General features: G+C 68.0%; 21 protein-coding genes. 10 read left to right on the top strand and 11 right to left on the bottom strand.

The features are described from left to right. Positions 1-7: 7 nt before the first annotated feature. On the bottom strand, positions 8-682 hold the full coding sequence (locus RIE32_08845; GenBank protein MEQ9096356.1) for an OmpH family outer membrane protein: 675 nt from the start codon (positions 680-682) through the stop codon (positions 8-10). Between the two features lie 367 nt (positions 683-1,049). On the opposite strand from RIE32_08845, the gene RIE32_08840 reads away from it, so the two are divergent. From RIE32_08840 to RIE32_08825, 4 genes are read left to right on the top strand one after another with little or no spacing between them, the layout of a single operon-like run. After that, entirely contained in the window at positions 1,050-2,702 is a 1,653-nt protein-coding gene (locus RIE32_08840; protein ID MEQ9096355.1) for a hypothetical protein, read from the top strand. A gap of 41 nt (positions 2,703-2,743) precedes the next feature. Continuing rightward, complete coding sequence (locus RIE32_08835; GenBank protein MEQ9096354.1) at positions 2,744-4,483, top strand: SpoIIE family protein phosphatase; 1,740 nt, start codon at positions 2,744-2,746, stop codon at positions 4,481-4,483. Continuing rightward, positions 4,480-5,355, top strand: a complete 876-nt coding sequence (locus RIE32_08830) for a serine protease (protein ID MEQ9096353.1) — start codon at positions 4,480-4,482, stop codon at positions 5,353-5,355. The genes RIE32_08835 and RIE32_08830 overlap by 4 nt, the downstream gene beginning before the upstream one ends. Beyond that, positions 5,312-6,250 (top strand): aminotransferase class IV, encoded by a 939-nt coding sequence (locus RIE32_08825; protein MEQ9096352.1) that lies wholly within the window; start codon positions 5,312-5,314, stop codon positions 6,248-6,250. Before RIE32_08830 ends, RIE32_08825 begins: the two co-directional genes overlap by 44 nt. Before the next feature lie 3 nt (positions 6,251-6,253). On the opposite strand, the gene RIE32_08820 is transcribed toward RIE32_08825, so the two are convergent. The 3 genes from RIE32_08820 to RIE32_08810 all read right to left on the bottom strand — a co-directional run bounded on the left by RIE32_08820 (position 6,254) and on the right by RIE32_08810 (position 8,421). Continuing rightward, entirely contained in the window at positions 6,254-6,559 is a 306-nt protein-coding gene (locus RIE32_08820) for a hypothetical protein (GenBank protein MEQ9096351.1), read from the bottom strand. A gap of 130 nt (positions 6,560-6,689) precedes the next feature. Then, entirely contained in the window at positions 6,690-7,391 is a 702-nt protein-coding gene (locus tag RIE32_08815) for a hypothetical protein (GenBank protein MEQ9096350.1), read from the bottom strand. Positions 7,392-7,719: 328 nt separating this feature from the next. Further along, positions 7,720-8,421, bottom strand: coding sequence for a hypothetical protein (locus tag RIE32_08810; GenBank protein MEQ9096349.1), 702 nt, complete (start codon positions 8,419-8,421; stop codon positions 7,720-7,722). Positions 8,422-8,826: 405 nt separating this feature from the next. Here RIE32_08810 and dnaE point away from each other — a divergent pair, with 405 nt between their 5' ends. Next, on the top strand, positions 8,827-12,906 hold the full coding sequence (dnaE, locus tag RIE32_08805) for a DNA polymerase III subunit alpha (protein MEQ9096348.1): 4,080 nt from the start codon (positions 8,827-8,829) through the stop codon (positions 12,904-12,906). Between the two features lie 3 nt (positions 12,907-12,909). Here dnaE and RIE32_08800 read toward each other — a convergent pair whose 3' ends face one another. The 4 genes from RIE32_08800 to RIE32_08785 all read right to left on the bottom strand — a co-directional run bounded on the left by RIE32_08800 (position 12,910) and on the right by RIE32_08785 (position 16,737). Further along, positions 12,910-13,614 carry a hypothetical protein gene (locus RIE32_08800; GenBank protein ID MEQ9096347.1) on the bottom strand — a complete coding sequence of 235 codons (705 nt, stop codon included), beginning with the start codon at positions 13,612-13,614 and terminating at the stop codon, positions 12,910-12,912. A 119-nt stretch (positions 13,615-13,733) separates the two neighbouring features. Further along, positions 13,734-14,963, bottom strand: coding sequence for an amidohydrolase (locus RIE32_08795; GenBank protein MEQ9096346.1), 1,230 nt, complete (start codon positions 14,961-14,963; stop codon positions 13,734-13,736). Continuing rightward, the gene (locus tag RIE32_08790) at positions 14,960-15,874 is read right to left on the bottom strand and encodes an ROK family protein (GenBank protein ID MEQ9096345.1); all 915 of its coding nucleotides are present in this window, start codon (positions 15,872-15,874) and stop codon (positions 14,960-14,962) included. The genes RIE32_08795 and RIE32_08790 overlap by 4 nt, the downstream gene beginning before the upstream one ends. Next, on the bottom strand, positions 15,871-16,737 hold the full coding sequence (locus RIE32_08785) for a hypothetical protein (GenBank protein MEQ9096344.1): 867 nt from the start codon (positions 16,735-16,737) through the stop codon (positions 15,871-15,873). Before RIE32_08785 ends, RIE32_08790 begins: the two co-directional genes overlap by 4 nt. 47 nt (positions 16,738-16,784) lie before the next feature. Between RIE32_08785 and RIE32_08780 the strand changes: the two genes are divergently transcribed. Next, positions 16,785-17,936 (top strand): Nif3-like dinuclear metal center hexameric protein, encoded by a 1,152-nt coding sequence (locus RIE32_08780; protein ID MEQ9096343.1) that lies wholly within the window; start codon positions 16,785-16,787, stop codon positions 17,934-17,936. A gap of 261 nt (positions 17,937-18,197) precedes the next feature. Here RIE32_08780 and RIE32_08775 read toward each other — a convergent pair whose 3' ends face one another. Further along, positions 18,198-19,283 (bottom strand): hypothetical protein, encoded by a 1,086-nt coding sequence (locus tag RIE32_08775; GenBank protein MEQ9096342.1) that lies wholly within the window; start codon positions 19,281-19,283, stop codon positions 18,198-18,200. A 309-nt stretch (positions 19,284-19,592) separates the two neighbouring features. Here RIE32_08775 and coaD point away from each other — a divergent pair, with 309 nt between their 5' ends. The 3 genes from coaD (at position 19,593) to lysS (ending at position 22,698) form a co-directional block, all read left to right on the top strand. Beyond that, complete coding sequence (gene coaD, locus RIE32_08770) at positions 19,593-20,159, top strand: pantetheine-phosphate adenylyltransferase (GenBank protein MEQ9096341.1); 567 nt, start codon at positions 19,593-19,595, stop codon at positions 20,157-20,159. A gap of 72 nt (positions 20,160-20,231) precedes the next feature. Beyond that, positions 20,232-21,062: a hypothetical protein gene (locus RIE32_08765; GenBank protein ID MEQ9096340.1), complete on the top strand. Its 831-nt coding sequence runs from the start codon at positions 20,232-20,234 to the stop codon at positions 21,060-21,062. Between the two features lie 25 nt (positions 21,063-21,087). Beyond that, positions 21,088-22,698, top strand: a complete 1,611-nt coding sequence (gene lysS / locus RIE32_08760) for a lysine--tRNA ligase (GenBank protein ID MEQ9096339.1) — start codon at positions 21,088-21,090, stop codon at positions 22,696-22,698. Here the strand turns inward: lysS and RIE32_08755 are convergent, their stop codons facing one another. Beyond that, positions 22,699-25,158 (bottom strand): hypothetical protein, encoded by a 2,460-nt coding sequence (locus RIE32_08755; GenBank protein ID MEQ9096338.1) that lies wholly within the window; start codon positions 25,156-25,158, stop codon positions 22,699-22,701. 52 nt (positions 25,159-25,210) lie between these two features. Further along, positions 25,211-25,858, bottom strand: coding sequence for a cyclase family protein (locus RIE32_08750; GenBank protein MEQ9096337.1), 648 nt, complete (start codon positions 25,856-25,858; stop codon positions 25,211-25,213). Positions 25,859-25,999: 141 nt separating this feature from the next. Here RIE32_08750 and rpsU point away from each other — a divergent pair, with 141 nt between their 5' ends. Further along, positions 26,000-26,203 carry a 30S ribosomal protein S21 gene (gene rpsU / locus RIE32_08745; GenBank protein ID MEQ9096336.1) on the top strand — a complete coding sequence of 68 codons (204 nt, stop codon included), beginning with the start codon at positions 26,000-26,002 and terminating at the stop codon, positions 26,201-26,203. Positions 26,204-26,210 lie beyond the last annotated feature (7 nt).

Below are 26,210 nucleotides of genomic sequence, written 5' to 3'. Positions count from 1 at the left end.
GGGGTGCTCAGCCTCCGGCGGCGTACTGGTTGTTCATGTGCTGCACCACGCTCTTGGTGATGTTCACGCTCTCGCCAGCGTAAATGACTCGGCGAGTTTGGATGAAGTTCTCCACAAAGTCCACGGCGGCCTCGGCCCGGACGTTGGGGTTGCGGGGCACCATGAGCGGCTGACCGCCGTGGATCACCACCTCCCAGCCGTCGCGCTTGGCGACGTCCTCGACGGCCTTGAGGGCCTTCTCGTAGAGATCGGTCAGGACGCGGGCGGTGTCCTCCTGCTGCCACTTGACGAGCATGGAGCCGCGGAGCTCGCGGAAGCCCATCTTCATGTTCCGCTCGCGGAAGATCTGGTCGTAGGCATCGCTGGCGGGGTCGAGGCGCTCCATGTCGGCGGTCAGGCCCTCGATCTCCTGGGTTAACTGCTTGATCTCGTTGGACTTCTTCTCGACGTCGGCCTGGATGCGCTGGTCGATGACCTTGAACTCGTCCAGCTGGGTAATGACGGCCACGAGGTCGACGGTTGCCACGGGCGTGGGGGTAGCCCGAGCGACCGATGATGCGTCGGCCTGGGGCCGCAGCAGCGCGACCGAGGCGATGGCGATGGCAACCAGGGCCAGCAGGCCCAGGCTGGCGTTGGCCTTGGGAACGATGGGCGACTGGGAGTGGCGTGTCATCGTGGACATGGTTGAGGCCTCCTGCTCATCTGGGAGAGTTCGATCGCTCCGCGATCGTTGCGTGTGAACCACGGGGCCCGCGCAGCCATGAAGTGGCATGCAGGACCGTACCGACCCAGCGAGCCGCGGTTGTTCATCGTGCGGTCCGGTGGGGATTCTACACCATGCACGGATGCCGCCGGGCTGGCTGACCGGCAGCTTTGGCGAAAAAGCTGGTGAATACTTACTTGTGTTATCGGTCTTGTTGGTGGCGGTGCAAGGATTGACCAGAACCCGGCGGGGGGCCGATGTCGTACCTGTAAGAGAGGGGCCCTCGGGCTATCCTTACAGATATCGTCCAGGCGGACGATCCGCAGCGGATGAACGGAGGCCGGTGATGCGATTAGTGGGCGTGAGTGTCGTGGTGTTGCTGCTTTCGGCGGGCACGTGCCTCGCACAGAACGCGCTGGGCGATGGTCGGGCCCTTGATCGCAATACCCGCGTGGGCGGGCAGGGCGTCAACAGCCCGACCCGCGATTACTTGGCCGAGATGCGGTTCCGCAACGCCCTGGTCACCGGCAACGTGCCCGGGGGCGCGGGCTTCCGTGGCGTCACGGGATACGGGTTGGAGTATGACTTCCGCCAGCGGGTGGGCTCAGACGATCTATTCAGCTTCCGGCGAGATTCGTTCACCAGCGGATTGGCGGGGACCGGCATCCGCGGGACCGAGGCGTTGCAGTACCAGTTCGCCCTCACCGTGGGCAACGAGCCGCCACGCAACCTGCGGGGCAGCCTGCTCACGTCGCGCACTGGCGATCGGGTGACGGCGGGCATCCCCTCCTATCCGCTCGAGTCGGTCAGCGGGGCCGTGGATATCCGGCAGGCCACGCCCGGCGAACTGGGCGAGTATGAGCCCGGGACGGCCCTGTCGCTGCGTTCGACCTCGGCGTACGCGGCGCAGCGAAGCCTGAATCCCTCGATGCTCTACATGCAGGAAGACGAGTCGGGCACTGCCCAGGGCCTGGTGGCCTCGCCCTTGCGCGGGCTGGCTCGCGAGGAGCTCGTGGGCGATGCCGAGCGGACCACCACGCCGCGTGACCCGGCCACGGGCGATCGCATGAGCCGCGATCGTGGGCAAGCCGAGCAGGCGGCGGGACAACGCGAGCGGGGCGCGGCTGGCGGCGAGGGCGCCGAGCGTGCGCTGCGTGATCGGCTTTCGGAAGACTTCCTGTCTCGCACGACGCCCGGCGGCGAACCGGCAGAACCGGCAGAAGGCGCGGGCGAAGAGGGCCAGGGGCGTTCTGGCGGCGGCGACCCGTTCCTGGAGCAGCTCTCGGCGTTGCAGCAGGTGCTGCGCGAAGGCACGCTGATGGACGTCGGCGCTGAGGGCCAGGGGCTCGAGCGAGGCCAACCCGAAGAAGCGATGGAGCAGCAGGTGACTGGCTGGCGGGACCTGATCACCACGCTGAAGCAGGGCGTGGGCACGGTGGAGGTGGCCCCGCCCAAGCTCGATCGGGCGTCGGCGTACGACCTGCACATCGAGCGCGGGCAGGCGATGATGCAAGACGGCCGGTACTTCGAAGCCGAGCAGCGCTTCACGATGGCGCTCGCGGCACGACCCGGGGACGCCATTGCCGCGATCGGCCGCGTGCACGCGCAGATCGGCGCAGGGCTCGATCTCTCGGCCGCGGTGAACCTTCGCGCATTCCTGGTGGAGCATCCCGAGTTCGTCGGCGCTCGCTACGAGGAGGGCATGCTTCCCGGCCAAGATCGGTTGCGCACGGCGATCAACCGGCTGTCCCGGCAGATCCGCGATGAGTCTTCCACGCGCCGGACGCGAGAGAGTGCGCTTCTGCTGGCGTATGTTTCTTTCCAGGCGGGTGATCGGGTGTCGACCATCCTGGGACTCGAGCGCTTGAGCGAAGGCGAAGCCGGAAGGCGAGATCCGTTGACGCCCCTGCTGCGAGCGGTGTGGCTTGAAGACGGCGGCGGCGCCTCGGCCGGTCAGGGCGAGGGTGAAACGTCCGACGAAGACGCCGGCGGCGGGTGAAGCGGCCCGACGGTTCGGGGCGGAGCAGGATGGCAGACGGCATGACCACACAACCCGCCCGCGCGTCTGCCCGGGCGACGGACGACCCGGGGCTCTCGATCACCGACTTCCTCAGCGACGGCGGCTTCGTGCAGTTGTGCGCGACGCTGTCGACCCTGCTGGACGCGCCCGTTCGGCTGCTGGATGCCCAGGGTCGCGAGATCCTGCCCGGCGACGACGCTTCGGCGACCTGGCGCATCGCCGAGACGAGCCCGGACGCGGCTGCGCTGGCGGCCGAACGCGCGTTTACGGTGCCCATGCGAGCCCACGGCCGGGTGATCGGCTGGGTGCACGTGGGGCGGAGCCCGGCGACGGAGGGGCCGCTGGCGGCGGTGATCGAGCAGGCGGTCGCGCTCGTCGTGGACGTGGCCGACCAGGTCTGCGACCGCGAGTTGGAGCTTCGTGCCCGCTTGCGCGAACTGAGCGCGACGCAGCGGCTCAGCGCTCTGCTTGCGGCGGCCCAGAGCGAGGACGAGGTGCTGGGGATTGCGCTGGACAGCGCCATCGAACTGCTGGGCCTGTGGGCCGGTTCGCTGGTGTTGTTCGTCGATGCCGGGAGCCAGGGCCTCGCCCCCGAAGAGCGCGACGTCGAGCACCGGGTCAGCCGAAACCTGAGCGACAGCTGGCTGGCCAATCCGCTGCCGCTCTCGATCGACCGCGAGTTCGACAAGCGTGCGTTGGCTGGCGAGGTCGTTGCGGTAGCCGATCTGCAGCGCGATCCACGCGTGCAACTGAAGGAGCGTACGAAGGCCGAAGGGCTGGCCAGCGCGTTGCACGCGGGCATGATCTTCAATGGCAAGCCGCTGGGCGTCATCCGCCTCTATGGCTCGCGTGTGCGGCAGTTCACGCCGGCCGAGCATCGTGTGCTTCGGACGATCGCCCACCAGGCATCGGTCGCGATCGGCCAGGCGAGGCTGCTTCGTATGCAGCGCGAGGAGCGGCGGCTGCAGCGACAGCTGAGGCTTGCCAGCGACGTGCAGCGGCGCATGCTGCCCAAGAGCCCGCCCAGGAACGATCGCCTGGACCTTGGCGCAAGCTGGGAGCCAAGCCTCGAGCTGAGCGGCGACTTCTTTGACTTCATCGAGCTGGACACCGATGTCCGCAAGCCCGGCGAGCGACGCATCGGCATCGTGGTGGGCGACGTGGTGGGCAAGGGCGTGGCGGCCGCGCTGCTCATGAGCCACGTGCGCGCAAGCCTGCTGGCGCACGTGTCGCGAGATCCGGCTCCGGCGGCCGTGCTGGCGGCGGTCAACAACGATCTCTGCCGCGATTCGCTCCCCAACGAATTTGTGACGCTGTGGTACGCCGTGGTCGACCCCGTGAGCCTGGAGCTTGTGTATGCAAGTGCCGGACACGATCCGCCCTTGCTGCTTCGGCCCGTCGTCGATGGCGTGCCGCCCGAGAATACGGAAATCGCCGGGGCGGACGCAAGATCGATGCGCAGCAGCGGGATGCTCGCGGGTGTGCTGCCCAACCAGGTCTTCGGCGAAGAACGCGTGCCGCTGCTGGGCGGTGACACGCTGGTCATGTTTACCGATGGCATGACCGATGCGCGGAACTTCGAGGGTGAGCGGTATGGTCGGCCTCGCTTGACGCAATCCGTCTATGACACGGTGAGCCGAGATCCGGACATTTCCGCGGCTTCGCTGGTCAAGGAGATCGTGTGGTGCGTGCGGCGCTTTGCCGGCCTGAGCCGGATGACCGACGACCAGACGATCGTGGCGCTGCGGGTGTTGCCGTGAGGCTTCTGATGGTGCTGGCGATGGCTGGCGCCGTTGGGCTCGCGGGCTGCACCTTCACCGGGCTCGAGGAAACCGCAACGCGGCAGGCATGGCCCGCGGACGCCGAGGCGGTGTTCGGTTGCACGCCGGTGAGCGTGGACTTCTTCGGCGGGCGTGTTCGCGGCAGTGGTTCGGGGGTGTTCGTCTCGGATCGCTGGTTCTTAACGGCGGCGCACGTGGTGCCCGATGACGCCCAGTACGCGTGGATGTGGGTCAACGAGCCGGGCTCGGGCCGCGGCGTGGTGATGCCGCTGGAGGTGGTGATTACCGGGGGCGGCGAGCCGGTGGAGGCCGGCGACTGGGCGCTGGTGCGATTCCCTGCGCACGTCGATGCACTCGGCGCGATGCCCGCGCGGCTGGTCGAGGGCGATCTGGCCGACGATCGGGCGGTCCTGGTGGGCTTTCCGACGCGGGGCGAGCCCGTGTCGGGTTCGTTCACGCCGCGGGAGGTCGTGGTTCTGGAGAGCGATGCGCCGGTGCTGGTCGAGCCGTTCCTGAGCGAGGTCGACGAAACGCTGCGGTACTTTCGCATGGTGTCGGGCTGGTCGAAGCTGGGTGGCGCCTCGGGGGGGCCGGTGGTGGTGCACGATGCGCAAGGCCGGCCCGGCGTGGCGGGCATCCTGCTTGGCCGCGTCGAGTATCGAGGCCTGTGGCGGCGTGGGAGGCTGATCGTGGCGCACCAGGTGCCCGCGCAGGCCTTCCTGGCGGCGAGCGGGGCGCTCGATTCGCTGCCGCCGCGGCGGACGCGCGATGCGATGCTCGTGCGAAGCGAGGCTACGCTGAGCGTCGATGGCAACCGTGTTTCTCAACGGAAGGCTGCTTCGGGACGATGATCCGGCCGCGAGCGTTTCGCTCTCGGACGCTGGCTTCATGCACGCGGTCGGGCTCTTCGAGACGATGACCGCCCGCCGCGATGGCTCGGGTGTCCGCGTCGTGCGGGTCGACGAGCACGTGGCGCGGCTCGTCGACTCGTCGCGGCACCTGGGCCTGGCCTCCTCGCTGCGGGCCGACCCGCTGGCGGAGGCCGTCGAGCACACGGCGCAGGCATACTTCGAGAACAACGACGCGCAGGTTGCCCGGCTGCGGCTGACGGTCACCGGTGGCGACCTGAACCTGGTGCGACGCGAGGCCGAGCGCGTGGGCGCGGGCGTGCAGACGCCCACGGTGGCGATCGTGGCGCAGCCGGCCACGGTCTATCCGGCGGCGCTGTACGAGCAGGGCGGCATGATGGTGGTGGCCGACGCCAAGGCGAACCCGTTCGATCCGACGTCGGGGCACAAGACGCTGAACTACTGGTGGCGGCTGCGCGAATTGCAGAATGCGCTGGCCAAGGGCGGGACCGAGGCACTGATCTTCAGCATGACCAATCACGTGTGCGGCGGGAGCGTCAGCAACGTGTTCGCCGTCAAGGATGGCGAGTTGATGACGCCCATCGCGCGCGGGGAAGAGGCCGAGGTTGCCGGCAAGGGCGGCGCGATGCCCAGCGCCGTGCTGCCCGGCGTGACGCGGGCGGCGGTTCTCGGGCTGGCCGAGTCTCAGGGCATCGCGATCAGCAAGCGCATGCTGGCCATCGGAGACCTGCTGGACGCCGACGAGGTGTTCTGCACGAACGCGAGCTTCGGCCTGCTGGCGATGACGCGCATCGAGGGACGCGAGATCGGTGATGGCTCGGTGGGGCCGGTCAGCCGATCGCTGCGGGAAGCGTTGGAAGAAGCCGGCAGGGGCTGAGCGTCAGGCCGCGGGACCCTCGGGTGAGCGGCGAACGCGGACGTTCTCCCGGCCTGAGGTGTCTTCCCTGGGTGATTCCATGGCACGCATCGCCTGACGGATGCGGTGGCGGATGACGAACCACCCGACGATGCCGGCGATGAGGGCGAAGGGCAGCAGCACGAGGCCCAGGGCGACGATGCCCGCAAGCACCACCGCGCCGATGACGACGAGCACGCCCATCATGAGGGCGACCTTCAGCCGCGTGAGGGGGCCGGGTTCGGGGGCCTGACCGCCGCCCAGGGTGTAGGTGTAGGTCCGCGTTGCCACCGGTTGAGTTTAGGTGCTCGAGACACGAAAACACACCCGCCTGGGTCGGCGGGCGGTGGTGTGACGCGGTGGAGCGGTGTCCGGGCCGCGGGAGATGGAGCCGATGCGGAGAATCGGCGTGGTGGCGTGATCAGGCGCGGCGGCGGCGGCCGAAGAACCCGGCGCCGGCAAGGCCCACGGCGGCCATGGCCCCGGTGGTGGGCAGGGGCACGGCGACCTCGAACATCTGGTCCTGCGACCCGTCGTTGGTCAGGGCGAGGACGCGGTCGCTGATGCGCACGTCGTCGTCGACGGCAACGCCCAGCAGGGTGTTCAGGTAGCTGATGGTGCCGCTGTTGAGGTTCCAGGCCTGGAAGTCGCCGTCGGCGACGTTGAGCGCGGTGGTCGAGGTGGCAAGGTCGCTGACGACCTCCCATACGGCAAGCTGGAAGGCGGCGGCGAAGTTGTTGTCTGCGCCGTACTGCTGGCCGTTGGCGTAGCTGTAGAGCCGGCCGACAGCGTCTGCCTTGTGCTGGTCCATGCCGGCGTTGCCATGGGAAACGGGGGCGTCGGTGAGCTCATTCACGTTGTACACGCGGCTCTGGTAGCTAACCCACTCGGCTACGTCGACGCAGTAAGTCGTCAGCTGCCCAAGGCCCGGAGCGCTGGAGCCCGAACGGGCGGTGACGTCGTGGATGAGCTGGCCGGCGTGCACCGTGTAGCGATCGCCATCGACGCGGATCGTGGCCGTCCGGCCATGACCCGCACCGACGAAGTTCATGGTCACCGTGTCGGCCGCGGCAATAGCCGAAGTGGCGAGCACGGCAAAGGTGGCGATGATGGAACCCTTCATGGCTCTGTCCCTCTCTTTGGATTGGTCCGAGTCTCCGCCCAGCCGCCCACTGGCATGTGGGGCGGCTGGGCGGCTATGGATTGAGGCCACACGGGACGGCTCTCCCCCTCCCGCCACGGACGGCGACGATCCGTTCCCAGCATACTCGAAATGGGAGCAGTGTCGAGATCTAAGCTCAGTTATTGCAGTAGGTTATGACGATCGCCCGCTATGCGGACCAACGGTGCGTGTTCCGGGACGTTCCGGCAAGCGCATGTAAAACGCCCGCCTCGTGGGGCGAGCGCTTTCAGGGCGCTCGGCCGATCGAGCCGGCCGGCATCGACGGGGTTCAGAATCGGCGGCGGCGGGTGGCGAAGCCCACGCCGGCCAGACCGACGGCGGCCAAGCCCATCGCCCCGGGAAGCGGGACGGCAACGCTGTAGAGCTGGTCCTGGAAGCCTTCGTTGGTCAGGGCACCGAGCCCGGTGAAGCTGAACACGCTGTCGTCGGCGGCGGCGGCCAGCAGGCCGTTGAGCACCGACTGGGTGCCGGCGGTGATGCTGCTGGTGACCTGGAAGTCGCCCGAGTCCACGCTCAGGCCGCTGTCGCTGCCGAAGTCGGCGATGACTTCCCAGACGGCCAGCTGGAAGGCCGCGGCGAAGTCGTTGCTGGTGCCGAACTGGTCGCCGCCCGCGGCGGTGTACAGGCGGCCGATGGCCTTGGCCTTCTCGGCGCCCATGGCGGGGTCGCCACCGGCGGTCACCGGAGCGTCCTTGAGGTCGGCCAGGTCGTAGGTGTTCAGGCCGGCGCCCACGCCCTCGAGCACGTCGATGCAGTAGGTCATCAGCGGGCCGTTGAGCTGGGCGCCCGCGCCCGAGCCGTTGGCCACGCTGAACGTCAACTGCCCGGCGAACACGCTAGTGGACGTGCCATCGGTAAGAACGGTGAACGACCGGCCGGTGCCCGGGCCGGTGTAGGCCAGGTCGACCGAGTCGGCCATGGCGGCGCCGCTGGCGGCGAGCATGGCGGTGATTGCAATCGCAGAACGCATCTTCAGATCTCCCTTGTTTCTCTCGGGCTGTGCTCTCTCTGGCTGTCTGCTCCTGACGAGCGTCTCTCCATGAATCCAGATAACCAAACCAAACGACGGACGCGGCCCCGAGCCACCCGACGGGCGGACCGAAACCGAAGGACGCATCGCGATCGCACCGGATCACCATGCCCCCACCATCCTGGGTTGTCCTTGAGCGCTTTCGGCCGGTTGGCCGAGCAGCGTCTCCCTCCATGGAACAATACCGGATACGAGACCAGATGCGATGTTGGATCCCCTGCAATGACAAGAATTTGTGTGCAAAATCTCCCATAACCGACAAGTTGGCGATTATCGGGTCTTGTGCGCAACGACGCAACGTACGATTCCGATCAACGCCAGCTCGGCTACCGTCCTCTCTGGTTGATGCTGATCACGGAGGATGGCGAAGCCATGGGCACGGAAGCACCCAAGCAAGATCCAAACACATCCATCGAGCAGGCCTTGCTCGACCAGCTCGGCTCGGGCTTTGCCCACTTGCACCTGCACACCGAGTACTCGCTGCTGGACGGCGGCAACCGCATCGATCGCCTGGCCGATCGCATCAAGGAACTGGGCACGCCGGCCGTCGCTGTGACCGACCACGGCAACATGTTCGGCGCGGTGGCCTTCTACGAGGCATGCCGCAAGCGGGGCATCCGGCCCATCCTGGGCGTGGAGGCCTACGTCTGCCCGCCAGGCCGACCCCGGCAGGATCGCACGTACACCGGCGTGAGCGACGGCGGGTACCACCTCGTCTTGCTCGCCGAGAACATCACCGGCTGGAACAACCTGATGCTGCTGTGTAGCCAGGCGTACCTGACGGGCTTCTACTTCAAGCCGCGCATCGACCGCGAGCTGCTCGAGGCGCACAGCAGCGGGCTCATCGCCATCAACGGGCACCTGGGCAGCGAGCTTGGCGACCACCTGCTGGCGTACACGCGCACCAAGAGCCAGGCCTCGTGGGACGCGGCCGAAGAGAGCATCGAGTGGCACAAGCGGGTGTTCGCCGATGAGGGCACCGGGCCGCGATTCTACTGCGAGATGCAGCATCACGTGCAAGAGCAGGTGTCGATCAACCCGCACGTGATCGAGCTGGCGAAGAAGCACGGCGTGCCGCTGGTGTGCGACAACGACTCACACTTCCTGCGTGCCGAGGACCACGACGCGCACGACACGCTCATCTGCATCTCGATGGGCAAGAACAAGCACGATCAGGAGCGGCTGCGTTACACGCCCGAGCTGTACGTCAAGACGCCGCAGCAGATGCGCGAGCTGTTCGAGGGCGAGTACGGCGAGGACGGCGCCGAGGCGTGCGACAACACGCTGCGCATCGCGGCGCGGTGCGACGTCGAGTTGCCCATCGGCGCCAACCACGCGCCGGTGGTGGTCGTGCGCACGCCAGACGAGCTGCCCCGCCACGACGAGAAGCAGTATGGCGGTTTCCTGACGGCGTGGTACAAGGACTATTGTTCCAGGTTTACGCTCGAGCCGGCGGCCGATGCGGGGCTTGATCACGGCGAGCTCAACCTCCAGTGCGACCAGGCGTTGCGCTTGCTGGCCGAGGGCGGCATGGTGTGGCGGTATGGGCCGGAGATTACGGCCCATCGGCACGAGTACGTCGAGGGCGCCGATGGCACGGATGTGGCGCGTGAGAAGGCGGCCGATGCCGACGCGTTCGACAAGTGGGCCCGGCTGAACCGCGAGCTGAAGATCCTGGCCGACAAGAGCATCAGCGCATACTTCCTGATCGTGTGGGACTTCGTGAACTGGGGGCGGGCCAAGGGCATTCCGGCTTTGGCCCGTGGCTCGGGCGTGGGCACGATGGCGGGGTATGTGCTGGGCTTGTCCAACGCGTGCCCGGTGAAGTATGGCTTGCTGTTCGAGCGATTCACCGACCCGGACCGCAGCGAGTATCCCGATATCGATATCGACCTGTGCCAGGACGGCCGCGGCGACGTCATCCGCTACGTGCGCGAGAAGTACGGGCACGTGGCGCAGATCATCACGTTCGGAACGCTCAAGGCGCGGGCCGCGGTGCGCGACGTGGCGCGCGTGCTGGCGATCAGCCTGCCCACGGCGGATCGGCTTGCCAAGGCCATCCCCGAGCAGCTCGGCATGACGCTGGACAAGGCCGAGGCGGAGGACCCCGAGTGGGCGGATATCGCCGCCGGCAAGCCCGCTGCCCTGGCGAAGATCAACGACAAGCTGCCGCCCGAGCAGCATGCCGACAGGGACACCATCCAGCGGCTCATCGCCAACGCAAAGGTGATGGAGGGCCAGGCCCGGCACGCCAGCGTGCACGCGGCGGGCGTCATCGTTGCGACGCGGCCCTTGCACGAACTCGTACCGCTCTACAAGCAGAGCGGCGGCGGCGAGGACGAGGCCATCACGCAGTGGGACGGCCCCACCTGCGAGAAGATGGGCCTGCTGAAGATGGACTTCCTCGGCTTGCGCACGCTCAGCGTGATCGAGCGCGCGCGATCGCTCATAACCAGTGCGATGGACGAGGATGCGATCTACGCGGCCGTGGGCCGAGAGAAGGGTGACGGCGGGCCCCACCCGCTGGACCTGGACCGCCTGACGTACGACAATCCCAAGGTGTTCGAGATGTTCGCGCGCGGCGACACCACGGGCGTGTTCCAGTTCGAATCGGGCGGCATGCGGCGCCTGCTCATGGAGATGAAGCCAGACCGGCTGGAAGACCTCATCGCCGCCAACGCGCTGTTCCGCCCCGGGCCGATGGACCTGATCCCCGCGTACAACAAGCGCAAGCACGGCATGGAGCCCGTGCCCAAGGTGCACGAGATCGTCGATCGCTTCACCGCCGAGACCTACGGCGTGATGGTGTACCAGGAACAGGTGATGCAGATCGTCCACGAGCTGGGCGGCATCCCGCTTCGTGCGGCGTACTCGCTCATCAAGGCCATCAGCAAGAAGAAGGAAAAGATCATCGAGGCCGAGCGGCCCAAGTTCGTCGAGGGCGCCGGCAAGAAGGGCCTGACGCGCGACAAGGCCGAGGAACTGTTCGAGCTGATCCTCAAGTTCGCCGGCTATGGCTTCAACAAGAGTCACAGCACCGGCTACGCCATCGTGGCGTACCAGACGGCGTACCTGAAGACGTACTTCCCGGCGCCGTACATGGCGGCGTTCCTGAGCTTCGAGAGCCAGGCCCAGAAGGTGGCCGACTGGCTGCCCTACCTGGAAGACTGCAAGCGCACGCGCGTGATCGACCCCAAGACGGGCGAGGTCATTCGCACGGGTATCGACGTGGCCCCGCCCGACGTAAACCTGTCGGGCCAGGACTTCGAAGTGGTGTACGCGCCCGACGAGCCGCACGATGCCCAGCACGGGCACATCCGCTTCGGGCTCAAGGCCATCAAGGGCGCCGGCGGCGGCGCGATCGAGGCCATCGTGAACGCCCGGCAGGGTGAAGACGGGCCCGAGCCATTCAAGGACCTCTTCGACTTCTGCGAGCGCATCCCGCTGCGCAGCGTGAACAAGGCGACGATCGAGAGCCTCGTCAAGGCCGGCGCGTTCGACACCGTGCACTCGCGCGAGCAGCGGGCGGCGATGGTCGCGTCCATCGAGCAGGCCGTGAGCGCAGGCCAGAGCGCGGCGGCCGATCGGGCGGCCGGGCAGGGCGGGCTGTTCGGCGGCGGCGCGGCGGCGGAGGAAGCGCCCTCGCCCGCGCTCGTGAACGTCGAGCCCTGGGGCGAGCAGGAGACGCTGAAGTTCGAGAAGGACACGCTGGGCTTCTACGTGTCGAGCCATCCACTCGAGCAATGGGGCCCGTGGATCCGCGCGTTCGCCAGCCACGAGCTGGGGCAACTCGCCGAGGTGGAGCAGGGCCGCCGCGTGATCGCGGGGGTCATGGTGCAGAGCACCCGCGTGATCGTCGCGCGCAGCGGCCGCAGCGCGGGACAGAAGATGGGCATCCTCACGATCGAGGACACGACCGGGACGGCCGATGCCGTGCTCTTTACCGATGCCTACCAGCGCTACGCGCACCTGCTCGAGGACGATTCGCCCAAGTTCGTGCTTGGGCGGCTCGATCGCTCGCGCGGCGACGCGCAGATCATCGTCGAGCAGATGACGCCCATCGAGGCGGTGCCGCTCGAAGGCGGCAAGATGCGCCTCTACGTGCGCGACAGCCGTTTGAACGGCAGCGGGCCCACCGCCCTCGAGCAGGTCCACGCTCTCGCGCGTGAGCACGACGCCTCGCGGAAGAACGGGGCGCCCGTGGATGGGCCGTCGTCACCGCTGGAGGTCGTGGTGTGCATCGGCGGGTGCGAGCCCGTGGCCGTGCCCTCGACCAACCCGGCCCGCATCAGGCTCGAGCCCGAGTTCATCTCGGGCGTCGAGCGCGTGCTGGGACCGATGTCGGCAAGGCTCTTCGAGGGCGTGGCGGTCGAGCGCGAGGACAAGCGCCGCAACGGCTACAACCGCAACGCCCGTGCGGGCTGAGGCTCAGGGGCAGCCGTCGTCGAAGCGTGTGAGGAAGCACAGGAAGTCGAAGAGGTCCAGCGAGCCGCAGCCGTCGCAGTCGGCCCGGTAATCGCCTACGGCAAACGCGTTCTGGTATGCCAGGAAGTCGAAGACGTCGAGCGTGCCGTTGCGATCGAAATCGACGTAGCACGGCGAGCCGACGTACATCGCCGTGATCTCGGGCTGCACGTCGCTGGGGGTGTAGCTGTCCGGCCCGGTCCCCTCGCCCCATTCGATGCGGATGTCGTCCAGATCGACGATCAGCACGCCGCTGGTGATGTTCAGTTCGATGAGCCCGCTCTCGGTGCCCATAGCCATGGCGCTGAGCCCACCGATCTCGACCTCGCCCGGGTCGAGCTGCGTGTAGGGCGAACCGGCGGAGGTGAACGTCGCGCCCGGGTCCATGTCGATCGGTCCGACGACGTCGCCGAACAGCGAGGTCTGATGGAAGGCAATGCCCAAGCCCTGATTCGACAGCCTCGTCGAGCGCTGGCCCGTGCCCGGGTCGGTTGCTTGTGGCTGGCCAAGGTACACCACGAACGTGTCGGGCGTGCCTGTCACGCCCGGATCGACGCGGAACTCGATGAACAGGGGTTCGTCGGGCGTGACCCGGCGCTCGTTGTTGGCCTGCGCCATTGCGGTACAACCCAGCAGGATGGCGGCGGTCGATGTTGCGATGCGGTTCATGTTCTTTCTCCCTTCGGGCGGTCGTCGTGCGCCCATTGGAAGTCAGATTACCGCATCGCGGGAGCGAATGCAAGCAAAATTTTCGGTGTTCGTTTGGAGTATGGGAACCCGAACGTTGCTCAAACCTCGGACCGTGCGAGCTCGCACATCATCCGCACGCCGATCGGCAGCGCATCGTCGTTGAAGTCAAAGCCCGGCTGGTGCAGCAGCGGGAGCGCGTCGACGTCGGCGCCAGGCGGCGCGAGGCCGAGCAGGAAGAAGCACGCCGGCACCGCTTGGCCGTAGTAGCTGAAGTCCTCGCCTCCCATGCTCGCCTCGGGCACCACTTCGACGCATTCGTCGCCCAGGACACGCCTGGCCACCGAGAGCACGTGCTCGGCGCACACCGGATCGTTGCTGGTTACCGGGTAGCCAGGCTGCCAGTCGATCTCTGCCGTGCAACCGTGCGCCGCGGCGGTCGACTCGGCCACGGCGCGGAACCGCTCGCCCAGCAGCGAGCGGGTTTCGTCGTTGAGCGCGCGGATGGTGCCCACCAGGCGGGCGCTCTCGGGAATGATGTTGTTGGCCGTGCCGGCTTCGAACTGACCGACGGTGATGACGCCCGCGTCGTTCGGATTCACGGCGCGCGACGCGATGGACTGCAGCGCCACCACCACTGCGCTGGCGGCAAGGATGGGGTCGCGGGCCAGATGAGGCATCGCCGCATGCCCGCCCTTGCCCACGATCCGCACGTCGAAGTCGTCGGTGCTGGCCATCAACGGCCCGGGTCGCGTGCCCACCGTGCCCAGGGGCATCCGCGGCCAGCCGTGCAGGCCGAAGATGCGCGTGACCGGCTCGCCAAGGCCGCCGCCGTCTGCACCTCGCAAGGCCCCCTGCTGGCACATGACCTCGGCTCCGCCGCCGTCTTCTTCGGCGGGCTGGAAAACGAACAGAACATTGTTCGGGCGCGCACCTGCCCGAGCGAGGGCGCGCGCCGCGCCCAGCAGGATGGCCGTATGCCCGTCGTGGCCACAGGCGTGCATAACGCCGTGGTTCGTCGAGGCGTAGGGCTTGCCGGTTGCTTCGGCGATGGGCAACGCGTCGATATCGGCGCGCAGTGCGACGGTCTGGCGCGTTTCACGCGTGGCGGGCAGATAGGCGATGACGCCGGTGCCGTTGCTGGCCAGCCCGGTCTTGACCTCCAGGCCCAGTTCGCGAAGCTCGAGCTCGATGCGTGCGGCCGTCTCGTGCTCGCGGTTGCTCAACTCCGGGTTTCGGTGCAGGTCGCGTCTCAAGGCCACGAGCCGCTCGTGGTCGGCGGCGATCGCCTGATCGATGGTGGTCGAATCGCTGGTCGAGGTCGTCGTCATCGCGACATTGTATCGGCGGCGAACAGCGCGGCTCCGATGAGTCCCGCGTCGTCCCCGAAGGCGCTCTGGCGTACCGAGAGCGTACGCCCGGGCGGAAAGGCGTCGGCATTCGCGGCCCGGCCCACGACTTCGGCAACAGCCGGACCGATGCCCTCGACCAGCGCGCCCCCCACCACCACCACCCGTGGCCCAAGCAACGCGCACGTGCTGGCCGCCGCCGAGCCGATGAGCCCGAGCGCGGCGTCGACGACCCCGACGCACAATGCATCGCCCTGTCGATACGCGTCGGCGACGGCTTCCGGCGTCGCTTCGCGCACGATGCTCGGCTCGCCCCGGTCGATGCCCGCTTGCACTGCACGCACGATGGCGCGGCGAGAGCAGCACTGTTCCACCGTCCGCGCGCCCGGCGGGCCGTGGGCATCGATAATGATGTGGCCCGCTTCGACCGCGACGCCTTCGATGCCCAGGTAGACTTTCTCCCCAAGCACCGCGCCGCCGCCCACGCCCGTGCCGATCCACAGGGCGATCATGTCCGATTCACCCCGGGCGGCGCCAAGGCGTTGCTCGGCCAGTGCGGCGGCGTTCACGTCGTTGATGAGCACCGCCGGCGCATCCAGCTCGCGTTGCACCAGTTCGCCCAGGGGCACGTCCCGCCAATCCAGGTTGATGGCTGCGGTGATGGTGCCGCCAACGACCGGGCCCGGCACGCCAATGCCCACGGCATTCGGTCGTCCCACGTCCGTCTCGGCCGCCACGCGGCGCACCGCGCCGGCGATCGCTTGAGCGCAGGCCGTTGGTTCCCTCGGGGTTGCCTGCTTGTGCCGAGCGACAACACGCCCGTTCGCATCAACCACGCCGGCGCGAAGGCCCGTGGCGCCGAGATCGATGCCGATGAGCAAGGTGCCGCTCATGCCAACTGCGCTCGGAGAGATACGCAGGATGGCACGCCGGGGTGCGCGCCCATCGCGAACATCGTTGAGCCGCTGCCCGTGATGTGCACCGGCGCTTCCCAATGTCGTTGCAGTTCGGTTCGCAAGCTTCTCAATTCAGGCCGTACCGCTTCGGCCGCCGGGGCCAGGTCGTTGAATAACAAGGCCACCCGCGGCGACTGCATGGCAAGCGACCGAACCTCGGCCTCGCGCAGGGGGCCGGGGTGCAGATCATCGAAGGCCGCGTACACCTCGGCCGTGGCGCAGGGAAAGCTCGGGATCGCCAGCGTCACCTCGATGGTTTCGCTGGGCGCCGCCAGGCGTTCGATGCGATCGCCGAAGCCGCCGACGATCGCGGGCCGAGGCGGCGCGTCCAGGCTCGGGTCGGCGTCGCCGATAAAGAACGCCACGTCGCTGCCGAGGGTCATGGCAATCTCGCGGAGCTTCGCCGGACCATGGCCCAGCCCCAGCAGGGCGTTGCCCGCGCGCAGCACGGCGGCCGCGTTGCTGCTGCCCCCGCCCAGGCCACCGCCATCGGGGATGCGCTTGCGCAAAGTGATGCGCAGCGGCGCTCCTTCATCGAGCCGCAGCGCTGCTCGGAGTGCCAGGTCCTGCTCTTCGGGCCATGCCAGTGCTTCGCCGGCGTGCACCGGGGCGTCGTCGGCCCAGCGGGCGTCGAGTTGGGGAGCCTTGAGCGATCGATCGACTTCGACCGTCACGTCGTCGTGTAGATCGATGGCATGCATCCACGAGCAGATGCGGTGCCAGCCGCGGCGTGGGCCGTCGGCCTCGGGCGGGGCGACCGCCAGGGCAAGGTTCAGCTTGGCAAAGGCTCGCAGGTGCATCCATCACCCTATCGGTCGATCGGCCTCTGCGGCCGGTACGATGGGCCATGGCAACCGTGGGCGACCTGATCAAAGCGCTGGAGAGCTTCGCACCCTTGCGGTACGCGGGAGACTGGGACAACGTGGGCCTCATCGTGGGCTCGCGGACCCAGGCCCTCTCCGGACCCGTCATGCTGACCATCGACCTGGCGCCCGACGTGCTGGAGGAAGCCCGGGCGGCCGGGGCCTCGGCCATCTTGGCCTACCACCCGCCCATCTTCCACCCCATCAAGAGCCTGACCGACGACACGGCCATGGGCAAGATGCTGCTCCAGGCCGTCACGGCGGGCATGTCGGTGGTCAGCCCCCACAGCAGCCTGGACGCCGCCCCGGGGGGCATGTGCGACTGGCTGTGCGAGGCCATCAGCGGCTCGAAGACCGAGGGGAGCATCGCCGGCGACGTGCGTGCGCTGACCCCACACCTCGAGCAGCCCGGCAGCCGAGAGATCAAGATCGTCACCTTCGTGCCCCACAAGGACGCCGACCAGGTCCGCAACGCCCTGGCGTCGGCCGGCGCGGGCATCATCGGGGCCTACACGGCCTGCTCCTTCGGCGTGGACGGCAAGGGCACGTTCTTTGCCAACGACGACGCCAACCCGGCCGTCGGCGAGATCGGCCAGCTTGAGCGCGTCGAGGAGCTTCGCCTCGAGATGGTTTGCTCCAAGGCCGCCCTGCCCATCGCGATGGAGACCCTCCGCCAGTTCCACCCCTACGAGGAGCCGGCGGTGGACCTTTATGAGCTCTTGCCCGAGCCCGTGCGCCACGCCGGTGCGGGCCGGCGTTTGGTGCTCGACCGCCCCGCCGCCCCGGCCGAGATCGCCGACCGGCTCAAGACCTTCCTGGGCATCCCGGCCGTCAAGGTGGCCGCGGTTGATAACGACGTGCACAAGCCCGTGCGGACCGTGGGCGTGTGCCCCGGGGCAGGCGCGTCGCTGCGAAACCATGCCCTGGCGGCGGGCTGCGACTTCTTCGTGACCGGCGAGATGACCCACCACGAGGCCCTGGAGTTGCTCCGCAAGGGCGCGGGCGTGCTGCTGGCCGGCCACACCAACACCGAGCGCGGCTACCTCCCCCGCCTGCGCGACCGCCTGATCGATTTGCTGCCCGAGACCGAGTGCATGGTCTCGACGCGGGATCGCACGCCGTTTACGTGGATGTAGCGGCTACGCACACCCCGCATCGAATGCATCCTGGAACGCCAGGAAGTCGAAGATGGTCAGCTCGCCGTCGCCGTCGAAGTCGGCTTGTGGGTCGCCGTCGTCGAAGAGATTGAGAAAGAGCAGGAAGTCGAAGATGGAGAGCGCGCCGTCGGCGTCGAGATCGGGGCGGCATGGACGGCAGTCGGCGTCGAACAGGTAGACCGAGCCCGGCGCTGCGCCGCCGACGACGGTCTCGGGCGAGCCGATGGCGATGGTGTCGCCCTAGATCTCAACGTCGGCGCCGAACTGGCCGGTCCGCGAAGTGGGGAACAGGTCGGCCACGTGCCGCCACCATCCGTCGCCGTCGCGCTCGAAGAGGTACGCCGCGCCGCCGCTCAACGGCGTGCGGTCGGTGATCGAGTTGACCACGAGCCGATCGCCCCGCAGCGACATCGCCCGGCCAAACTGGTCTCCGACCTGCGGATCGGGATGGCGGATCTCGCCGCGCAGCACCCACGCGTCATCGATCAGTTCGTACTCGTAGATGACGCCCTCGTTCTCGACGCCGCGGTCCGAGAGTGGCGCCCCGACCAGCAACTCGTCGCCTTGCATCTCGATCCAGCCGCCGAATCGCGGGCTCTCGAGCGCGTCGGGGGCTATCAGCTTCTGGTGGAATTCGATCCCGTCGTCGGGCGTGCGGCGGTAGACGTACACGGCTCCTGCGCTTGGCCCGATGACTGCTTCGTTGGCAGCGGAAACGATGACCCAGTCGTCGTCCAGAACGGTCGGGCCAAACCAGGTCCGACCGACGGGCACGTCGGGATTGCGGAACTCGTCGACGTATTCCCAGTCGTCCTCGTCGGTGATGCGGAATCGCAGCAGGTTCTCCCGATCGTCGAGAATGAAGGCGGTGTCGCCACGCAGGGCCATGACGCTGACAAGGTTGCGGCCGTCGGGGCCCAGCAGCGTCTCCCCCTCGATCCAGCGCTCGCCGTCGTACACGAACTCGTGCACCGCGGCCACGCCCGGCCCGGCCGTCTCGGCGGAGACGGACATGAAGCGGTCGCCGTCGAGTACGACCCGGCTGCCAAAACCACCGAAGACGCCCAAGCCCACTGGCGTGATCGCATCGGCGAACACCCACTGACCGTCCGGCCCGCGCTCGTAGGCAAACACCATGCCGTTGCTGCAGAACGGATCACCGCAGATCGAGTATTCGCCACCGTCCCCGACGAGCAGGTGGGGGTCATTGAGCTCGATGCTGCCACCGAAATCGTTGGGAAAAGCGGAAGGCGAATAGACCTGTTCGGGCGTGCACGGGCCGCTCGCCCCAGGAGCGATCGCGAGCATCGCAGCAGCAGTGCACATGAATCGACTGAACAACATCTCCACAGTCTGACCGAAATCCGATGCGGATGCAAGTCCAGAGGTCTCGAATCAGGCGCCAAAAAAGCCCCGCGCCGTGAGAACACGACGCGGGGCCGGTGCAGGGGGATGCGGCCACGACTGCCCAGACGCTGGGCACGGCCAAAGGCCGATGGCCGAACACCCACAATGTCCATTGCACGGCCGGCTTCGCCCACCGCTTGGGAATGGTTTTGAGCGGCCCTCGTGGCCCGGAGCCCGCACGATCGATCCAGCCCGTGCCGCCGGCGGCCGGTTCTGGTACGATGGCCGATGCCCGGCCCGCACGTTGCCATCTATCCGGGGTCTTTTGATCCGATAACCTTCGGCCACCTCGACGTCATCCGCCGCGGCCGCACGTTGTTCGATGAGCTGGTGGTGGCCATCGGGAATAACCCCAGCAAGCCCCAGCTCTTCACCGCCGAGGAGCGGGCCGAGATGGCCCGGGCCCTGGTCGCCCGGATGTGCCAGGAAGAGCCCCAGCACGCCCCGGTGCGGGTCGAGGTCTTCACCGGGCTCACGGTCGACTTCGCCAAGGCCCAGGGGGCTGCGGCCCTGCTTCGGGGCGTGCGGAACCTGTCGGACCTCCAGTATGAGGTGCAGCAGGCGGTGACCAACCGGCAGTTGGCCGGGCTGGAGACGGCCTTCATGGTGGCCGGCGAGAGCTTCGCGTACATCAGCAGCAGCCTGATCAAGCAGATCGCCGCGATGGGCAAGGACCCCGATGTGCTGCGGAGCATGGTGCCCGAGGCGGTCATCGAGGCGATGTGGGCCAAGCGCGACCACCCCCTGCTGGCTCGGCTGCGGGCCGATCACGACCCCGCCAACGACGAGGGATGACCAACAGCCTGGGTGCGTTGTGGCATGGGCGGCTTGATCGGCGGACCCATGCGACCCACCATATGAACAACGATGCCCGATCGGCTCTGGAGCTTGAAGATCAGCGGTCTGAGCCGATGGCTGGTCATCGGGGCCCTGTCGCTCGTGGCGGTGCTCACGCTGGCGGCCGTTGTTGCCTTCTCGTTGTCCGAGCAGGCCCCGGCCTGGTGGCGCACGGTGCACCGCGAAGACCCACGCACCGAGCAGACCGCCATTGCCATCGAGAACGGGCTGTGGAACGCGCTGTACCAGCGCCGCGAGCCCGGCCAGGAGCGATGGCACGTCTGGGTGGGCGCCAATGACGCCAACGCCTGGCTCAACACCACCATGCGAGACTGGGTGGCCGCTCAGTGGGAGCTCGTCGGCTGGCCGCAGGAGCTCGAAGAGGTCCAGGTCGAGTTCATGGACGGCTTCATCGCCATCGGCCTGCGCGTGGGCATGCCCGATGGGGTCCGCTACATCTCGGCCGTCGTCGAGCCCATCATCGACGAAGACGGCGCACTATGGCTGCCCGCCCGGACCGTGAGCGTGGGTCGCCTGACCCTCCCCGCGGGCGTCTTGCTCGACTACCTCCGCCGAAACCAGGAGCAGTACGTGCCGCCCGCACTGCTGACGCTGCCCGAGACCAAGGCCATCTTCAGCGCCCTGGAGGGCAAGACCCCGCTCATCGAAGACGCCTCGCAGTCGCTGGGCGACGGGCGACGCGTGCGTCTCATCGCCATGCGGCCCGTGGGCGCCCGGCTCGAGCTGTGGTGCAAGACCACGGCCGACACATCGGGCGAGGACGGCGACGATCTGCGACGCGTCCGGGCCCAGAGCCCCGCCGCCATGGCCATCGAAGGTGAGGACCGCGATCCTGGTTGAGCCGCTTCCCCTACAATCGCGGCCCATGACCGATACCGCCACAGATCACACGCCCGCCCAGCCAGAAGCCGACAACGAGTTCGTCCGCCAGCGGCTGGCCAACCGCGAGGCGATCGCCGCATCGGGCATGAAGCCCTACGGCGTGCGCGAGGACGGGCTGGTCGAACTCGCCCGCGCGCACGAGCTGTACGACGCCGATGCCGACGCCGCCCACCAGCAGGCCGAGGCCGATCGCAAGGCGAAGCTCAAGGAAGATCCCAGCACCGACGTGCCGCCCGCGCACGACGACCGCACGCGCGTGCGCGTGGCCGGCCGCGTGGTGCTGCATCGCGACAACGGCAAGCTGGTCTGGCTCAATGTGCGCGACGCCACCGGCGACCTGCAGATCGCCGTCAGCAAGCGCGATTGCAGCGAGGCGGGCTTCGAACTGGCCAAGCACACCGACCTGGCCGACATCGTGGTGGCCGAGGGTCCACTCATGAAGACCCGCGCAGGCGAGCTGACCATCTGGGCCGGCGACCTGCGCCCGGGCGCCAAGAGCATCGAGCCCCCGCCCGAGAAACACGCCGGCCTGAGCGACCCCGAGGCCCGCTTCCGCCGTCGCTACGTCGACCTGTGGTCCAACCCCGAGGCGATGGCCAGGCTCGTGTTGCGCGGCAAGATCGTGCGCGACGTACGCGCCTTCATGGAAGAGCGCGGCTTTGCCGAGGTCGAGACGCCCGTGCTCCAGGCCCAGGCCGGCGGCGCGGCGGCGCGTCCATTCGTCACGCACCTCAACGCGCTGGACATGGACCTCTCGCTGCGCATCGCGCCCGAGCTGTACCTCAAGCGCCTCCTGGTCGCCGGCATGCCGCGCGTTTTCGAGATGAGCCGCAACTTCCGGAACGAAGGCCTCAGCCGCCGGCACAACCCCGAGTTCACCTCGATGGAGGCCTACCAGGCCTTCGGCGACGCGCACACCATGCTCGAGCTGGCCGAGAGCATGGTCCGCCGCTTGGCCGAGATGGTCTGCGCCGATCCGGCGTACCAGGGCCTCTACCCCGAAGCAACAACGAAGGCCATGCCGTGGGAAGGGCTCGAGATCAACTACGCCGACCCGTTCGTGCAGGTCGAGTACGGCGACCTGTTCGAGAAGGCCGTGGGCTGCTCGATGTTCGACGAGGCGGCCGTCCGCAAGGCCGCGCACGAGTACACCGACGCGGCGACCACCGACCACTGGCTGCTGGTCGACCGCCTGTTCGAGGACAAGGCCGAGCCGTTGATCGACAAGACGCGCCCGACCTTCGTGCTGCACTACCCAAGCGCCACCAGCCCGCTCACGCGCCCGCTGGAAGATCGCCCCGAGCTGGCCGGCCGGTGGGACCTGTTCATCGCCGGCATGGAGATTGGCCCGGCCTACACCGAGCTGAACGATCCGCACATTCAGGAAGCCAAGTTCCGCCAGCAGCTTGCCGGCGCTCAGGCCGACGACAACACCTTCCGCACGCTGGACGAAGACTTCCTGCGCGCCCTGCGCGTGGGCATGCCCCCCGCCGGCGGCATCGGCCTTGGCATCGATCGCCTGGCGATGCTCTTGACCGGGGGCGCGAGCCTGCGGGAGGTCATCCCCTTCCCATTCATGCGACCCGAGGCGTAGTTACGCCGGCAGCAGCAGGCCTCCGCTTGCCCACCCCAGATCACCGTCGCTCGCGGCCAGCAGCGCCGTGATGCGCTCGCTCGACTCGAGCAGGACGGCCAGCAGGCGGTCGCCGGAGCGATCCCGCAGCGACTGGTATGCGCCAAGGTCGATCGTGCGGAAGTTCTGCCCGCCCACCTGGACGAACTCGGTGACTTCCGGACCGGTCTCGAACAGGAAGCGAATGGTAATGTTTGCCAGGCTCACCATGTCGGTGTTGTACACGCCCAGACGCAGCAGCGAATCGGCCGAACTGGCGTCGAAGGCCGTGGCCGAGAATGCGATGTCGAACGCGGCGGCACCCGGCGCCCGGCCGCTGAAAGTCTCCGTATCGGTCCGCTGCACGAATTGCACCACGCCCGTGCCACTGGTGAACTCGTAGCGATAGCCCGCCGCGTTGGGCAGCGTCAATACGTTGGTGGAGCCCACGGGCACGAAGCGCTCGGCGAGCGTTTCGTTGCCCGACGAGGTGGTGCGCACGAGCGACAGCCGCGCCGTGGTCGTGCCCGGGTTGAAGATCAACAGCTCGGTCGTCGAGTTGGGGATGTCGGCCAGTGGCGCGAGGTTGGAGACGGGCAGGTTGCCCGGCGTGCCCAGCGCCGTCCAGCCCACGCCGTCGATGCCGTCGAAGTGCGAGAGATCCGCCACGATGCCGTCGTGGGCGCTCTGGTCGGCCGGGTCGAGTGCCTGGCTGGTGATGATCACGCCGAAGTTGCCTTGCGCCAGGGCGCCGATGGCCTGGATATTCAGCCCGCCGCGCGCCTCGGCTCGGATGGTCTGGTTCAGCGTCAGGCGTGCGCTGAGCGCCACGAACGTCACGGTTACCTGCGCATCGTGCTCGTTGGGGTTGTAGAACACCAGGAAGTCCGAGACGTTGAACACCTTTTCAACCCGCGGCAGGTGCCACGTCGCGCTCGTCTGGCGGGTGAAGTCTTCGGCGGTGGTGATGCGCTGGCCGTTGAAGACGTCGGCGTGCTCGATGGCCGCGCCCAGCGGCGCCGTCGAGCCCAGCACGAGCGCGTACGGCTCGCTGGTCAGGATCTGCCGTCCCGTGGCGACGTCGGTCGCGTACGTGCCGTCGCGAGCGATGTCGATGGCGATCGTCTCGCCCGGCTCGATGACGCGATCCACGGCGACGGCGTCGCCATCGCGCCCGAGATCGCCCCGCTCATACCGCAGCGTCAGCGTAAACAACTGCGCCGTATCGGAGGGATTGGTCACGTACACCGTCTGATCGATGTCGGGCGAGGCAAAACCCTCAGGGTAGTAGGCCACCTCGTCGAAGCCGCCGGTCGCAACTGCCATGTCATAGCTGGCCGGCGATGAAGCGATGACTTCGATCGTGTACACCTGATCGGTGGCTACCAGGCCAAGCCCGGTGAGGGTGTCGGCCGAAGCCATCTCGGCGACCACCAGGCCGCGAGAATCCCACAGTCGCAGCGTGACCGGCTGATCGCTGGTGACGCGGAAGTCGAGCAGTCCGTCCTCGCGCACGTCGACCCAGTGAAGCCCGGGGCTTGCCGGGGCGGCGTTGCCCGAGGCCAGACCCTCGCCCGAGAAGGGGCTGGTGGCGATGAACGCGCCCCGACCGGGCCAGCGCATGGCGTCGAACTCCCAGCCGATGTCTTCCATCGCGGCAAAGTCCAGTGGCGTAATCAGCTTCCGCGTGCCCCGAGCGAACGTGGGATCCATCAGCGATTCCTGCCCGCCGTTGGTCAGGCCCTCGCGCCAGTGCGCCAGGTCCGACGAGGAAAGCTGCGTGTCGGCGCTGACGGCCATGGCCCGCGCGCCCATGAACGTGTCGCTGGGTGAAATGAGATTGGCGAACGCCGGGGTCCCGTCGCTGAAGCCCAGGACGTGCAGCAACTCGTGCAGCGCCACCGAGTAGAAGTCGTGTTCGTTGCCATCCAGGCCCTCGGTCGTCAGCCCGAAGTGCCAGTTGGTATCGATATCAAATGCGATGCTTCCGCCCCACAGGCTCGTGTCGCTCTGCCCGCCCTCGGGGCCGGTGGCGCCGCTCTGGCCGCGACCTTCCACGTTCTGCAGGAACGCCGCGCTGCCCTGCGCCTGCCAGCCGCCGGCGCCACCAAGGCCGAGCGTGTCGCCGGCGATGTCGCGACCACCCACGAATAGCAGCAACTCGTCCTCGTCGATGACCGGGTCGGTGATCTCGGCCGTGGCGCCCGTCGCCGGGTTGGTGAACTGGATGCGCCACTGGTTTCCGCCGCCGGGGACGATGGCGTTCAGCGAGTCGTTCAGCAACGACCCAACGTAGTCGGCGGCCGCCTCGATGACGGCCCTGCGTTCCGGCGCGTCAAAGAAACCATTGGCGTCATAGCTGTAATCGACGTCGATGCTGACGCTCAGCAGCACCCGGGGCTCGAGTGCTTCGCAACAGACCACGGGCTCACGAACAGACATGCCTCGCTCCTTCTTGTGATGGGCAGCCGCAAACCGGCAGATCCAGCCCTGATTATCGCCGCAACACGGCCCGCACGGGGCTCGCGTCGAAGCCCACCAGCCGCAGCGGAAGGGCGATCAACTCCCAGATGCCCGGCTCGACCCCGCCCAGCACGAGACCCTCGAGGATCGACACGCCCGACCGTGCGCACGCCGCATGGCCGATCAGGTCCTTGGCGTCAGCCAGGTCGACGCTCGGGGTGTCCACCCCCAGGAGCCGAACCTCACGGGCCGCCAGCGCTTCGATCATCTCCGGCGTCGGGGCGGCCAGATCACTGGGGAATGTCGCGGGGTCGCCACCCGTCCCCGTCTGGAGCAGCAGCCGGCCGGGCTGGCCGTGTTCGGCGAGTCCTTCGACCGCGTCGAGCCACCTCTGGTCGATCGCGTCGATCTCAAATCGCGCTCCCGGCTTCGCCCGTACGGGCGCCACCACGCACGGGCCCAGGTACAGCTCGAGCGGGTGCTCGTCGATCGACCGCCCCGCCGGCTTGTAGTGGCTCTCGGCGTCGGCGTGGGCCCCGATATGTACGGTGCTGGTGAGGGTGCTCAGCGTCAGGTGGTCGCCCCGGGCCGTATCCATCAGCACCTTCCGGCTGAGCGCGGTATCGCCGGGGAAGACGGCCGTGGCGGACGAGAGCGGCGGGGAGATGTCGACCAGCATGCCCGAGGCTACGCCGCCGGGGCGTTTCCCGTGCCAGTGCGGGCCGGCTTGACTTGGCCCGTTTCAACCGCAACCCTTCCTGTTCCTGAAATCGGGCCTGGTGGAATGGGGCCGGCATCGGGACTGGAGGTCCACGCTCTCATGGCGATCCGAATCAAAGCCCGCGGTGGCGAATCCGTCGAACAGATGATGAAGCGCTTCAAGAAGCTCTGTGAGAAGGAAGGGCTCACCAAGGACATCAAGCGCAAGGAATTCTTCGAGAAGCCCAGCGAGCGCCGCCGCCGTGCCGCCCGTAAGGCCGTCAACAAGCGCATCCGCGAGACCAGCGGCCCGCGTCGCGGCTGAGCCGCCC

The sequence above is a fragment of the Phycisphaerales bacterium genome, from assembly GCA_040221175.1.
Lineage (GTDB): Bacteria > Planctomycetota > Phycisphaerae > Phycisphaerales > UBA1924 > JAHCJI01.
The sequence above is the reverse complement of the archived record's forward strand: the minus strand, read 5'-3'. Positions and strand labels throughout refer to the sequence as shown.

Excerpts from the sequence above, each read along its gene's own strand:
- RIE32_08845 (MEQ9096356.1), bottom strand. The coding sequence starts at position 682 with ATGTCCACGATGACACGCCACTCCCAGTCGCCCATCGTTCCCAAGGCC.
- RIE32_08840 (MEQ9096355.1), top strand. The coding sequence starts at position 1,050 with ATGCGATTAGTGGGCGTGAGTGTCGTGGTGTTGCTGCTTTCGGCGGGC.
- RIE32_08835 (MEQ9096354.1), top strand. The coding sequence starts at position 2,744 with ATGACCACACAACCCGCCCGCGCGTCTGCCCGGGCGACGGACGACCCG.
- RIE32_08825 (MEQ9096352.1), top strand. The coding sequence starts at position 5,312 with ATGGCAACCGTGTTTCTCAACGGAAGGCTGCTTCGGGACGATGATCCG.
- RIE32_08815 (MEQ9096350.1), bottom strand. The coding sequence starts at position 7,391 with ATGAAGGGTTCCATCATCGCCACCTTTGCCGTGCTCGCCACTTCGGCT.
- RIE32_08810 (MEQ9096349.1), bottom strand. The coding sequence starts at position 8,421 with ATGCGTTCTGCGATTGCAATCACCGCCATGCTCGCCGCCAGCGGCGCC.
- dnaE (MEQ9096348.1), top strand. The coding sequence starts at position 8,827 with ATGCTGATCACGGAGGATGGCGAAGCCATGGGCACGGAAGCACCCAAG.
- RIE32_08800 (MEQ9096347.1), bottom strand. The coding sequence starts at position 13,614 with ATGAACCGCATCGCAACATCGACCGCCGCCATCCTGCTGGGTTGTACC.
- RIE32_08795 (MEQ9096346.1), bottom strand. The coding sequence starts at position 14,963 with ATGACGACGACCTCGACCAGCGATTCGACCACCATCGATCAGGCGATC.
- RIE32_08790 (MEQ9096345.1), bottom strand. The coding sequence starts at position 15,874 with ATGAGCGGCACCTTGCTCATCGGCATCGATCTCGGCGCCACGGGCCTT.
- RIE32_08785 (MEQ9096344.1), bottom strand. The coding sequence starts at position 16,737 with ATGCACCTGCGAGCCTTTGCCAAGCTGAACCTTGCCCTGGCGGTCGCC.
- RIE32_08780 (MEQ9096343.1), top strand. The coding sequence starts at position 16,785 with ATGGCAACCGTGGGCGACCTGATCAAAGCGCTGGAGAGCTTCGCACCC.
- RIE32_08775 (MEQ9096342.1), bottom strand. The coding sequence starts at position 19,283 with ATGTGCACTGCTGCTGCGATGCTCGCGATCGCTCCTGGGGCGAGCGGC.
- coaD (MEQ9096341.1), top strand. The coding sequence starts at position 19,593 with ATGCCCGGCCCGCACGTTGCCATCTATCCGGGGTCTTTTGATCCGATA.
- RIE32_08765 (MEQ9096340.1), top strand. The coding sequence starts at position 20,232 with ATGCCCGATCGGCTCTGGAGCTTGAAGATCAGCGGTCTGAGCCGATGG.
- lysS (MEQ9096339.1), top strand. The coding sequence starts at position 21,088 with ATGACCGATACCGCCACAGATCACACGCCCGCCCAGCCAGAAGCCGAC.
- RIE32_08755 (MEQ9096338.1), bottom strand. The coding sequence starts at position 25,158 with ATGTCTGTTCGTGAGCCCGTGGTCTGTTGCGAAGCACTCGAGCCCCGG.
- RIE32_08750 (MEQ9096337.1), bottom strand. The coding sequence starts at position 25,858 with ATGCTGGTCGACATCTCCCCGCCGCTCTCGTCCGCCACGGCCGTCTTC.
- rpsU (MEQ9096336.1), top strand. The coding sequence starts at position 26,000 with ATGGCGATCCGAATCAAAGCCCGCGGTGGCGAATCCGTCGAACAGATG.